The sequence below is a fragment of the Emticicia sp. C21 genome (genome assembly GCF_003418935.1).
Classification (GTDB): domain Bacteria; phylum Bacteroidota; class Bacteroidia; order Cytophagales; family Spirosomataceae; genus Emticicia.
Genome location: NZ_QVMT01000001.1, coordinates 368,543 through 380,928 on the forward strand (window position 1 = coordinate 368,543; position 12,386 = coordinate 380,928).

A 12,386-nucleotide genomic window follows, 5' to 3' on the forward strand; every position below is an offset into this window, starting at 1 on the left:
ACTTTTTAATTTATCATACAATTTATGGAGCAATAAGGCACTACTTACTATTTAACTAAAGGCCCCTCCCAAAGTACCTGATCCATCTTCCAGCCATCGCCCTCTCTTGATAACAGCAAATAATCTGTTCCCCACCAGGCGGTGATTTTAGCCGCCGCGGTATGGTTAGAAATATCTAATACTTTTACTATTTTAGGAGCATCTGGTTTGGGGAATCTTTTCTTTGCACTTACATTGGCTGCATAGTCTATGGCTTGTTTATAGGTCATATAACCATCTTCTGCAAACTTGCCTGTTTGTTTATTTTTAAAGTAGCCGAATTTCGTCAAGGTAGGTCTTAACGAGGCTTTGATTTTGAGGGTATCTCCTTGATAAAACCCATCAATATAATTCATACAGGCTTGCGTAACAAGCTCAGAATCCTGACTGGTTTGTGCCTGTGCACTACTGACACTAATAATGAATAGTGTCAGTAGTGTAATTTTCATTTTCATAATTTTATATGGTTTTGTAAAGCTTAAATTAGTTTCTCTTTCATGGCTTTCTCAATAGCCTCTGCTTTCGAATGTACTTCCAGTTTCCAGTAAATATTCTTGATATGGGTTCTTACGGTTTCTTTATCTATAAATAAACCCTCAGCTATATTACTATAGCTTTTGCCTCTGGATAGCAATTCCAGTACCTCTGTTTCTCTGGATGATAGCGGTGAATTATGGTTTTTCTGAAAAGAAGCTACTACCAATCGGGCAATGTTGGTGCTCATCGGTGCTCCACCGCCCATAATCTCTCTGATAGCTTCTATCAGTCTTTGCGAGGGCATATTTTTTGTGAGATAACCACCTGCTCCGGCACATAGGGCTTTAAAAACCAAATCGTCGTTTTCATAAACCGTTACTACAATAATCTGCGCATGTGGGTATATCTTCTTTGTACGTTCTATGCCTTCTATGCCATTCATACCCGGCAATTCAATATCCATTAATACCACATTGGGTTTGTCGGTCTGCACGTTTCTCAGAAAATCTTCGCAGTTATTATAGGCACTTACTACTTTAAATCCTTGATTTTCGTTTAAAAGCATGACAAATCCTTCCCGAATAATATTATCATCTTCTACCAGGCAGATTTTGATAAGGCTTGTATTTTGGTAGCTCATTTTTTTATTTGTTGATGACCAGCTTCACAGTTGTTCCTTCGTTATTTTTTGAAATTATTTCTACTTCTGCTCCAATTTTCTCGGCACGGCTTCTGATGTTTCCCAGACCATTGCCATTATTAGGCTTATTTGCCTGAATACCTATTCCATTGTCCTGCCAGCAAATTGTTAGTTTTCTGTTTTCCTGTTTAAAATTCAGCTTCACTTCTGTAGCATTGGCATGTTTCAGGGTATTCATAATGGCTTCTTTAAACAGCATAACCAGATGTCGGCTGGCACCCATAGGTAGTTTAATGGCTTCGAAATCTTCTGAAATACCCTCGCATATAAAGCGTATATCCCGTTTATCTAATATCTCATCGCAAAAATCCTTGATTCTGATAGCAATTTCAAACAAATTATCGTGTTCGGGGTTAATAGCCCATATAAAATCTTTAGTTCCCTGATACAATCGTCCGGCATTATCGCCGATTTTCGAAAGTAAAACCAAAGCCTCTTCACTTTCTGATTTTTTTAGTTTATTCTTTATCAGTTCGGTCAATAATGAGATACGAGTCAATGAATTACCAAATTCATCGTGCATATCCTGTGCGGCAATCTTTCTCACCCTTTCGTTTTCCTCTGATTTTACTCGCTCAATCTCCAAAATACGATTAACTCTGACACGATAGAACGTCATTACCACACTGCCTAAAATCACAAAAGATAGCAGATAAAACCACCATTTTTGCCAGAAAGGAGGCGCTATTGAAATCGGTATAGTCAGAATATCTTTCTCATTCCAGAAACCTTGATTGTTAGCACTTTTTATTTTTAATACATAATCTCCGGCTCTTAAATTCGTAAAGTTGATGTAGCGACGAGTACCATAATAAATCCAGTCTTTATCAAAATTCTCTAATTTATAGGCTATCTGATTCTTTTCAGGGTTTGTAAAATCAAGTGAAGCAAAGCGGAAAGCAAAGAAGTTTTCGTTATAATTCAGCTTTATCTTCCCATCGCGCATCAGTAAACTATCCAGATTCTGCTCTTTTTCAAACTTCATGAATGAAGTAATCACTGTTTTGGGTAAATGCCGGTTGCTTGTCATTTGCAAGGGATGAAAACTTACAAAAACCCCTAGCCCACCAAAGAAAATCTCCCCCGATTTGGTCTGAAAATAAGCACCTGAATTAAACTCACGATTGGATAGCCCATCATCAGATGAATAATTCTGAAAAGTTTTTTTTGTAGGATCAAAACAAGAAATCCCGTTGTTGGTACTCATCCAGATTCTACCTTTGGCATCAGCTAATGTTGAATATACAAAGCTATTAGGCAAGCCATCTTTTTCGGTATAATGAATAAAACTCTCTTTGCCATTTTCTACTACCAGTTTGCTTAATCCTTTAGGACTTCCTACCCATATCTGATTGTTTTTATCGTATAATATAGAGAGTATTAAGTCACTGATCAGGCTTTTAGGCTGGCTCGGATTGTTGGAATAAGTCTTAAAAGTTTCGGTTGCCGGATTGAACTTCACTAATCCATTATACGTACCAATCCACAGGTTGCCTTTACTGTCTTCCTGCAAAGCTGCTACTGAAAGCATCACACCATCCGGAGTCTGGTCATACCTTTTAAAAGTATTGCCTTTAATATTTAGTAAATACCCACCTGTGCCTATCCATATTGAATGATTCCTATCTTCAAGAAAATGGATAACTGTTGGTTCGCGGCCTTTTATTTTTGGAATCGGGAAATTGTAAAACTTATCGGCTGCACGGTTATACTTAAATACACCCTCGTTGCTTCCGACCCAGAGGTTTTTACCCGAATCTTCAAAAATGACCTGATGAGAATTTAATCGGTTATTGGTTGTGCTAAAAAGATACTTTTTATAGTCTGTAGTACGAGAGTTTATCCTGAAAAGCCCCTCATAGGTACCTACCCAAATATCGCCATAGCTGTCTTTACATATGCCAAAAACCGAAGTAGCCGCTATCGAATTTTCTCTGGCCAGAATCTTATCCCACTGTCTGAAACTATTCTTGGAATGACTGAATAAATGCACCCCTGCTTCGCGGGTACCTATCCAAACAATATCTTCATTGGCCTCCTTGCCCTCATAAATGGAAAAAATGGCGCTACTTTTTAAACCTTTTTTACTAAGAGCATCTTCTTCAATATGTTCAATCAGTTCAATGGCATTGCCTTTTACCCGATATCTAAACACACCCCTTGCCATAGTACCCACCCATACTGTATTAAACCTATCGACCATAATAGCCGATATGAATACATCAGAATGGATTAGCTGGTCTGAAAAATCCTGTAATTCCGAGTTATTGAGGTTTAGTCTGAACAACCTTTCCTGCGCCGCTACCCAAAGGTTATTTTGTTCATCGCAGAAAATCCTTTGTATCGGAAAATTCAGCTTTTTGTAAAAATCCTGTGAGGCATTTCTGGCATGTATAAACTCAACCTGTTGTTGCTCAGGTTGTTTATCAGGGTTCCTGATAGAGACTTTGCTTAAACCAATCCTTGTGGTAAGCCAAATTCCTCCTTTTTTATCTTTCACTACATAACCAACACCATAGCTACCTAAACTTTTTCGATTGGTAGAGTCATGCTCGTAGTGTATAGCTTTGTATGATTTTCCTTTAGGTACCAAACGCCAAAGCCCATCATAAGTACTTACCCAAAGTGTTTTTTGTTGGTCTTCTACAATACCTGTAATGACATAGCTGTAGTCGGGTTTATTCTTGCCAAACAAATCGGTATGTCGTTCAAAATCCTTTGAGATTTTGTTAAAGCTGTTCAGCCCGTGCTTTGTACCTATCCAGATTTTTTGTCCCGAATCTTCATATAAAAAAGTCACATCATCGCTTGATAAGGTGTTTTTTTCAAAAGGATTATTATAATGATGCTTCATCTGAGAGCCGTCGTAGCGGTTTAGCCCATTCTGTGTACCAAACCACATATAACCCTCTTTATCCTGAAGAATCGTACGAACTTCACTCTGACTTAACCCCTCTTTCAGACCAATCTGGTCTAAACTTGGCTCAGCCATCACTTTAAAACCCAATAAAAAGAAAATAGTAAACAGTCTCGATAACATACACACTAATTGAACTGCTAATGTACGAATATAATACCTATCTGAATCTCACCCAATTTGGGGGGATTTAAAAATGTTAAATCTATAGTAAATATACGTTAAAAATAAAGTATTAAAAGCGGACGTGTGCTTGTCCATTTTCGGACAAAAACTATAGCTACCCCCACACAAAACACTGATTATCAAATGATTAATTATTTGGCATAAATTTTCGGATATAGAATTAAACCCCCACTTAAATATTTTAGCATATGTTTCGGAATTATGTAAAAATCGCCTGGAGAACCCTCTTCAAAAATAAGCTGTATAGCTTACTTAACATTGCCGGCCTTACTTTTGGTCTGATTTGTTTCTTTCTGATTGGTTTATTTGTTTTCGACGAATTGACTTTTGATGAACAGCACAGCAATGCTGACCGCATCTATCGTTTGATTGAGCATAAAAGCGAGAAAGGTGAACAAACCGTTATTGCAGGCGGCTCTTTCAAAATTTCAGAAGAATCAAAAAAAGCAATCGGTGAAGTTGAAAACTCTACCCGCATAAGCCGAATAGGCAGAGCAAACCTGATTAACCCCGATAAACCTGAAATTAATTTTCAGGAAGATGTAACGGTAGTTGATGGCAACTTTTTGAAAATATTTGATTTCCCACTTGTTGAAGGGAATAGAGAAACTGCACTCGTTGAACCCAATACTATTGTAATTACCGAAGAATTGGCACTTAACAGATTTAATACGACCAAAGTGTTGGGCAAAACACTAAAATTCAGCTTTATCGATTCACCCTTAAAAATCACGGGTGTTCTGAAAAATCATAAAAAAAATTCAAGCTTCAATTTTAATAATCTGTTATCAGAAGCTACAAATCACTCTGCCTCCTATTTCAAAGATATGATGCAGAATGATTGGCTTTCGAGCAATTTCTCAGTGTATTTTTTATTGAAACCTCAGTCAGACCCTGAGAGAGTTGCACTCAACCTGAAAAACCTTGTGCTTAAAAACTTTAAGCCAGAAGCAGGCACTACTTTTTCTTATGGTTTACAAAACCTGAAAGATGTTCATTTACAATCTGAGGGAATTTACGATGGAGCCAGAAATTCAAATGTGTCTGCAATGGCTCAGGGTAATCCTTTATATATAAAAATATTCATTTACATTGCACTTTTTGTGCTGTTGATTGCAGGAATTAATTATATTAATTTATCTACAGCTAAGGCCTCTAACAGAAGCAAAGAAATTGGTGTACGCAAATCTTTAGGCGCAGAAAAAGGAAGCCTTGTCACTCAGTTTTTACTTGAAGCCTTTATTATTACTACAGTTTCTTTTGTTTTATCGGTTCTGCTTTTACAGGTTATTATACCCCTGTTCAATCAGTTTACTAATAAAGAACTCTCGCTCAATTTCAATACCGATTACCGCATCTGGCTTTTAGCTATTGGCGCTTGCATTTTCACCAGCTTGTTTTCAGGATTTTATCCTGCTTTCTTATTGTCAAGCTTCAAACCTTTGAATTTGCTGAAAGGAATGAAAATGAACAGTAATCTGGCATCTAATCTTCGGAAAGGATTGGTTTTTACCCAATTTACTATTTCTACAGTCTTGATTATCTGTACATTGGTAGTTTATGAGCAGGTTAAATACCTGAATAATACTAACCTGGGTTTCAGAAAAGACCAGATGGTGGTGATTGATGTGAATACTGGTGCCGCCCGTAAAAACATGATTAGTATCAAGGAAGAAATGGCAAAAATAAGTGGTGTAAAAAGTGTATCTGCCACTTCGAGAGTACCGGGCGAATGGAAAACCTATAGAAAAATAAAAGCCTATACTGACAATCGTGTGGAGGCAGAAAAGCAATCTTATTACTTTGCTGCCGATGAAAAATTCATAGAAACTTTTAATGTTAAACTCTTGAGTGGTAGAAATTTTGAGCAAGTGGCTGATTCAGGGGCTGTTATTCTTAATGAAACTGCTGCAAAAGCATTAAACATTCAGGAAGCTAATAACCAACTGATTACGATCCCATCTATTGCTCAAGCAGAGATATTTAACACTTTAGATAATCCTATACAAATGCGTGTAGTGGGCATTGTAAAAGATTTTCATTTTCAGTCTTTGAAATCTAAAATTGAACCATTGGTGCTAGGCTATATTAAAAATCCCATACATAGTGTTGATTATTATACTGCCAGAATCGAAAGTATGAATATTCAAAGTACTCTAGATAAATTAAAGGCTGTATTGGTAAATAATGATAAAGATGATCCTTTTGAATACCATTTTTTAGACGAACAATTGAAGTTATTTTATATGGAAGATGCACGCAGACAGAAAATATTGATCTGGGCAGCATTATCGACTATTTTCATTGCTTGCCTGGGTTTATTTGGCCTGGCTACTTATGCGGCGGAGCTACGTATTAAAGAAATTGGCGTAAGAAAAGTATTAGGTGCATCGGTTTTCAGCTTAACAACTTTACTGACCAAAGATTTCTTAAAATTAGTACTCATTTCTATTATCGTTGCCGCTCCTTTAGCCTGGTGGGGCGCTAATGCCTGGCTGAAAGAATATGCCTACCACATAGATATTGCCTGGTGGATGCCTATAACGGGTGGTTTAATGGCTATTTTAATTGCTATCCTTACCGTCAGTTATAACACCATTAAAGCAGCATTGTTGAATCCGGTGAAATCATTGAAAACAGAATAGCAGAGGTTACTTATTATTCTATTTAGAGACAACGCAATGCGTTGTCTCTTTTTATTTTCCTATAGGCATTTTCTCATAAACATTGTAAATTAATGAGCTGTAAATCTTAACTTTATACTGCAAAAAATTTGCTTTTAATTGGGTTTTATGCATTAAAAAAGAAAGATTTTTCAGTATTTTTTATTAAAAAAGCTATTCTGAACAAAAAATTACAGAATATACACACCGAGAATTAATAATTTTTGCATTATTTATTTTTATCTTTACCTTTATACGATAGTATTAAATTCACTAAACCTACAACCGAAAAGTCAACCTGAATAAATTTAAAACTAAGTATAAGCTTTATGAAATTGCCGTATGATATTTAGCAATATTTTATTGATTGATGATGATGACGACGATCAGGAAATTTTTCAGACGGCTATTCAACAGATATCTTCTACCGTACAATACAATTATTTTAATAGTGCCAGAGAAGCCTTGGCGAAATTAGCTTTAAGTGAGCGCTTGCCCGAAGTAATTTTTCTTGACCTTAATATGCCCTTAATGACAGGCCAGGAGTTTTTATTTCATATTAAACAAAATCAATATCTTGCCCATATTCCTATTATTATTTTTTCTACTGCTTCTGATTCAGCCACAAAAGAGTTAACAAAAGATTTAGGCGCTTACGATTTTATAACTAAACCCGGAGATTTCAATGAATTGATTGATTTGTTGAAGCCCTTAATCAGATAGTCTTTATGAGTACATCAAATAACTCTCTCAATAAATCCATTTTTTTAGACGGAGGTGGTGAGATGGGTGCTTTGATGCGTGATAAAGACTGGTCGAAAACATCTTTAGGTACACCTGACCAGTGGCCTGTTCAGTTAAAGCAACTGACTGCAACTATTCTGAGCACATCTTCACCCATGCTTATCTGCTGGGGAGAAGAATTTATACAATTATACAATACTGCTTTTCGTCCTATTCTGGGCACTAATAAACATCCGGAAGCTTTAGGTATCAGTGCAGAAAGAACTTACTCTGAAATTTGGGAAACTATCGAACCTTTATTTAAGCAAGTAATGCAGGGTGAGCCTGCTCATTTTCAGGATTTCAGATTGGAAATGAATAGAGCTGGGTATCTGGAAGAAGTATTTTTTGATTTTTCTTACAGTCCGATTAAAGATGAGAATGGAGCTATTCAAGGTATTTTAGTCATTTGCAATGAAACTACTGAGAAAGTCAGTTGGCTTAAGCGAATTTCTGAAAGTGAAGAGCTTTTCCGGACAATGGCTGAGCAAAGTAACGTACTTATTGCACTGGGCGACCCTGCCGGAAATACCATCTATTTTAATAAAGCCTGGAGCGACCTGACTGGAAAATCTGCCGATGAATTGCATAATAACGGTTGGGCAAGTACCATTCACCCAGAGGACCTGGCAAAATACAGAACTTCTGCTATGAAGTCTTTTCAATTGAAGGAGCCATTTAAGGATGAATTCAGGATTCTCGGAAAAGAGGGAAAGTATCGCTTGTTCTTAACTCAAAATACCCCACGTTTTGACAAAGATGGGATGTTTCAAGGGTATCTGGGTTCATGTACAGAGATAACAGAACGTGCCGAACATCAGCGGGAACTTGAACGGGCATTTGAGCAATTGCATTTGTCAAAAGAGGCAGCACAATTAGGTACTTTTGATTTAGACCTTGAAGCAGGCACATTAGATTGGGATGAGCGTTGCCGGACTCTTTTTGGTATCAGCCATAAAGACATAGTAACTTATGAAAAGGATTTTGTAACGGGGTTACATCCTGACGACCGTGAGCGAGTATTGGATATCATAGATAAATCGTTTACGAAAGCAATCAGCAATGGCGATTATGATGTAGAATATAGAACAGTTGGGGTTGAAGATGGGACTATCAGGTGGGTGAAGGCAAAGGGCAAAGTCTTCTTTGATATTAGTGATAAGCCTATTCGCTTTATAGGCTCTGTATTAGAAATTACCGAGCAGATGAAAGCAACACAGCAGTTGGCAGAAAGTGAGGCACGCTTTCGCTCTCTGGTTGATGAATCTCCAATAGCCACCTGTCTGTTTGTAGGCAGGGAACTGAAAATTGAGGTGGCCAACGAAAAAATGCTGGCAGTATGGGGTAAAAATACATCAGCAATTGGAAAACCTTTAGCCGAAGCTGTACCTGAATTGATAGGCCAACCTTTTCTGGATATTCTGGATACTATTTTTACTACAGGTGTAGCTTATTCTGGATTAGGTATGCGTGCCGACCTTGAAGTAGATGGACTACTCGGTACTTATTATTTTGATTTTACATATCAGCCTCTTCTCAACGCCAGTGGTGAAGTGTATGCTATCATGGATATGGCTGTAGACGTAACCGAGCAGGTATTAGCACAGCAACGCATTGAAAAAACCCAGCGGGAACTATTAACATCTTTTGAGCAGGCTCCGGTAGCGATTGCTATTATCAATGAAGAAAATCTGACATTCAGAAATTGTAATCCTTTTTATGCCGATTTAGTAGGCAGAAGAAGAGAAGAAATTATTGACAAGCCACTGCTGGATGCCTTGCCTGAACTGAAAGGCCAGGGTTTTGATAATCTTTTAAAAGGTGTAATTAGTACAGGGGTGCCCTATATTGCCAAAGAGGTGTCGGTGAATCTCATACGCGAAAACAAAGAAGAAACTATTTACGTAGATTTGAGCTACCAACCTCGTTATGAAGGAACCAACAAAATTGTAGGAGTACTGGTAGTTGCTACTGATGTAACAGAGCAGGTATTGGCACGCCGGAAAATAGAAGAAAGCGAAACTAAATTACGTACAATTATTTCCTCAGCTCCTGCGGGTATCGGTCTCTACGTAGGACCTGAATTTATTATTGAAAATCCTAATCAGACTTTTATAGATTTGATGGGTAAAGGACCTGATATCGTTGGCAAGGCGCTGAGAGAAGTAATGCCTGAATTGATAAGCGAAAATCAGCCTTTTCTACAGATATTAGAGAATGTATTTGCTACAGGGAAAGAATATCATTCGTCAGGCTCATTGGCTAAGATTATGAAAAATGGCGTGATGACTGATGGATATTATAATATTACTTACACCCCAGTATTCAATGCTGATGGTGAAGTATACGCGATATTAGAAATAGGTGTTGATGTGACAGAACAAATAAAGTCTCAACAAGCATTAGAAAAAGCAGAAGCTGAACTACGTGTAGCTATAGAATTAGCAGGTCTGGTTACCTGGAAACTAAATGTAAAGAATCAAACCTATAGTTATTCTCCACGTTTTATGGAGTGGTTAGGGTTTAATGAAGATACACAAGACCTTATAGCAGCATATAATCCTTTACCCGGCGAATACAAGGAGACAGTTCCTGCACGGGTGACAGAGGCAATTGCTCCAGGAGGTTCAGGTTTTTATGAAAACGAACATCCGATAGTGAATCATAAGACCGGACAAGTACGTTTAATACACGCACAAGCACAAGTATTTTATGATGCTGCGGGTAACCCTGCTTTTTTGAGTGGAATAGCTCAAGATATTACCTTGCAACGAGAAATGCAATTGGCCTTAGAAGAGGAAGTAAAACAAAGAACCAAAGAGTTGGACGCGGCCATTGAAAAATTACAGACTACCGTAGAAGAACTGGCGGAGTCTAATACCAAGTTAATACAATCTAATGCAGAGTTGGCTCAGTTTGCCTACATTGCTTCGCACGATTTACAGGAGCCTCTTCGCAAAATCAGTACTTTTTCTCAATTACTGGAGCGCAGTTTAGGAGCTAATCCCTCTGATGAATCAAAGAATTTTCTGGGTAAAATCAGAAATTCATCCTCACGGATGACAGCCCTTATCCGTGATGTATTGATGTACTCGCAATTAGTAAAAGAAAATGATACTTATCAACCTGTAAATCTGAATCAGATTTTTGAGAATGTACTGGCAGATTATGAACTATTAATTGAGCAAAAAGGAGCAACTATCAATCAGGATGAATTGCCTACTATTGATGCCATTCCGCTTCAGATGAGTCAGCTTTTTGCTAATCTATTGAGCAATGCTCTGAAATTTACGCCAAAAGATGTGAAGCCCGTTATCAGTATTAATACCAGAATGTTAAATGAAGCAGAGGCTCAATCATTCGGTTTATCTGCTAATTATACTTACTACCTTATTAAATTTGCCGATAATGGCATTGGTATTCCACCGGAATATATCGAAAAAGTATTCCATATTTTCCAGCGTCTTCACCGAAAATCAGAATATGAGGGAACTGGCATTGGCTTGGCTATCTGCAAAAAAATTGCCCAGAATCATCACGGGGACATTAGTATTGAAAATAATAGCAATGGTGGTGCTACATTCAATGTAGTTCTACCAGTGAAGCAATTAGTTTAAAGGAAAAACTAATAAAAAAAGCCACATGCATACGGCTTTAGTAAATGTTAGATAAATCTCTCTCCTATCTGAAATACTTCTTCATCTTGTTATTTTTCTTCTTCAAAATCAGTTCTGGTAAAACGCCCGACCATGAAGTTGGAATATCTTTTAAGCCAAAGATATTAGCCACTACTAACGAGGTATTTTTATTGCTATTCGGATAATCAACCAAACCCAGTTTATTGATTTGAGACCCTGTTGCTGCCCATGGCACCTGCATTTCTGACATTGAAACCCCACCGTGCCCTGATGGAATACCGCCGTGGTCAGCAATTAATATAAAGTGCGTATCATTATATAAATTTTCAACCTTTAGTTTGTTCATCAGTTTGCCAATCTCTACATCAGCCTCTTCTATGGCAGTTATATATTGTGGCGAAAGCCACTTATGGTCGTGTCCTGCGTGGTCAATATGCACGGTATATAAGAAAGTCATTGTCGGTTCTTTCTGATTTTTCAACATAAAATCATAAGCTTTCTGATAATTATTGGCATACCCGAAATTGTCTTCAAATGAGACTTCATCCAGATATTTTTTATTGAAAGATTTAATCAGGTTTGCCCAATTATAATAAAAAGCTGTTTTTACATTCGGTACCTGATCTTTCAGTAATTTGAATATAGATGGATAAAAGCCCTCCTGGTCTGCCTCTATTGGTTGTAATTCATGCTTATCTATCGTCCAATTATTATTAACAACACCATGTTCCTCAGGGCCCGCTCCTGACAGGTGGCTGGTCCAGTTTGGCATAGTTACCGATGGCATCACAGGTCGGGTGGTTAGTGATAACGTACCATCCGCTACCAACGCATCAATATTGGGATGCTTAGCTATCTTGTAACCCTCTGCGCCAAAACCATCCAACCCAATGATAAGGACTCTTTGAGCAAAAAGGGTATGTCCTATTAAGCAAATAAACAGTGTAGCCAGACAAATTAATCCAGTAGATTTCATGGCAAAG

The 12,386-nt window shown here is 37.6% G+C and carries 7 protein-coding genes; 3 read left to right on the forward strand and 4 right to left on the reverse strand.

Annotated elements, in window-relative coordinates; translation table 11 throughout:
• Positions 1–47: 47 nt before the first annotated feature.
• Genes D0T08_RS01555 through D0T08_RS01565 form a run of 3 tightly spaced genes read right to left on the reverse strand, consistent with a single transcriptional unit; the run spans position 48 to position 4,256 of the window.
• Positions 48–488 carry a nuclear transport factor 2 family protein gene (locus D0T08_RS01555; RefSeq protein ID WP_158561168.1) on the reverse strand — a complete coding sequence of 147 codons (441 nt, stop codon included), beginning with the start codon at positions 486–488 and terminating at the stop codon, positions 48–50.
• Between the two features lie 29 nt (positions 489–517).
• The gene (locus D0T08_RS01560; RefSeq protein ID WP_116980807.1) at positions 518–1,156 is read right to left on the reverse strand and encodes a response regulator transcription factor; all 639 of its coding nucleotides are present in this window, start codon (positions 1,154–1,156) and stop codon (positions 518–520) included.
• Between the two features lie 4 nt (positions 1,157–1,160).
• Positions 1,161–4,256, reverse strand: a complete 3,096-nt coding sequence (locus D0T08_RS01565; RefSeq protein WP_116980808.1) for a two-component regulator propeller domain-containing protein — start codon at positions 4,254–4,256, stop codon at positions 1,161–1,163.
• Positions 4,257–4,507: 251 nt separating this feature from the next.
• Here D0T08_RS01565 and D0T08_RS01570 point away from each other — a divergent pair, with 251 nt between their 5' ends.
• From D0T08_RS01570 to D0T08_RS01580, 3 genes are all read left to right on the forward strand, one after another.
• Complete coding sequence (locus D0T08_RS01570) at positions 4,508–6,964, forward strand: ABC transporter permease (RefSeq protein WP_116980809.1); 2,457 nt, start codon at positions 4,508–4,510, stop codon at positions 6,962–6,964.
• 360 nt (positions 6,965–7,324) lie between these two features.
• Complete coding sequence (locus tag D0T08_RS01575; RefSeq protein ID WP_116980810.1) at positions 7,325–7,705, forward strand: response regulator; 381 nt, start codon at positions 7,325–7,327, stop codon at positions 7,703–7,705.
• Positions 7,706–7,710: 5 nt separating this feature from the next.
• Positions 7,711–11,382: a PAS domain S-box protein gene (locus D0T08_RS01580; RefSeq protein WP_116980811.1), complete on the forward strand. Its 3,672-nt coding sequence runs from the start codon at positions 7,711–7,713 to the stop codon at positions 11,380–11,382.
• Between the two features lie 64 nt (positions 11,383–11,446).
• On the opposite strand, the gene D0T08_RS01585 is transcribed toward D0T08_RS01580, so the two are convergent.
• On the reverse strand, positions 11,447–12,379 hold the full coding sequence (locus D0T08_RS01585) for an alkaline phosphatase family protein (protein WP_116980812.1): 933 nt from the start codon (positions 12,377–12,379) through the stop codon (positions 11,447–11,449).
• Positions 12,380–12,386: the final 7 nt, after the last annotated feature.

What these genes read in the sequence shown, in the direction of transcription:
- D0T08_RS01555 (WP_158561168.1), bottom strand. Translation starts at nt 488, where the DNA reads ATGAAAATTACACTACTGACACTATTCATTATTAGTGTCAGTAGTGCA.
- D0T08_RS01560 (WP_116980807.1), bottom strand. Translation starts at nt 1,156, where the DNA reads ATGAGCTACCAAAATACAAGCCTTATCAAAATCTGCCTGGTAGAAGAT.
- D0T08_RS01565 (WP_116980808.1), bottom strand. Translation starts at nt 4,256, where the DNA reads ATGTTATCGAGACTGTTTACTATTTTCTTTTTATTGGGTTTTAAAGTG.
- D0T08_RS01570 (WP_116980809.1), top strand. Translation starts at nt 4,508, where the DNA reads ATGTTTCGGAATTATGTAAAAATCGCCTGGAGAACCCTCTTCAAAAAT.
- D0T08_RS01575 (WP_116980810.1), top strand. Translation starts at nt 7,325, where the DNA reads ATGATATTTAGCAATATTTTATTGATTGATGATGATGACGACGATCAG.
- D0T08_RS01580 (WP_116980811.1), top strand. Translation starts at nt 7,711, where the DNA reads ATGAGTACATCAAATAACTCTCTCAATAAATCCATTTTTTTAGACGGA.
- D0T08_RS01585 (WP_116980812.1), bottom strand. Translation starts at nt 12,379, where the DNA reads ATGAAATCTACTGGATTAATTTGTCTGGCTACACTGTTTATTTGCTTA.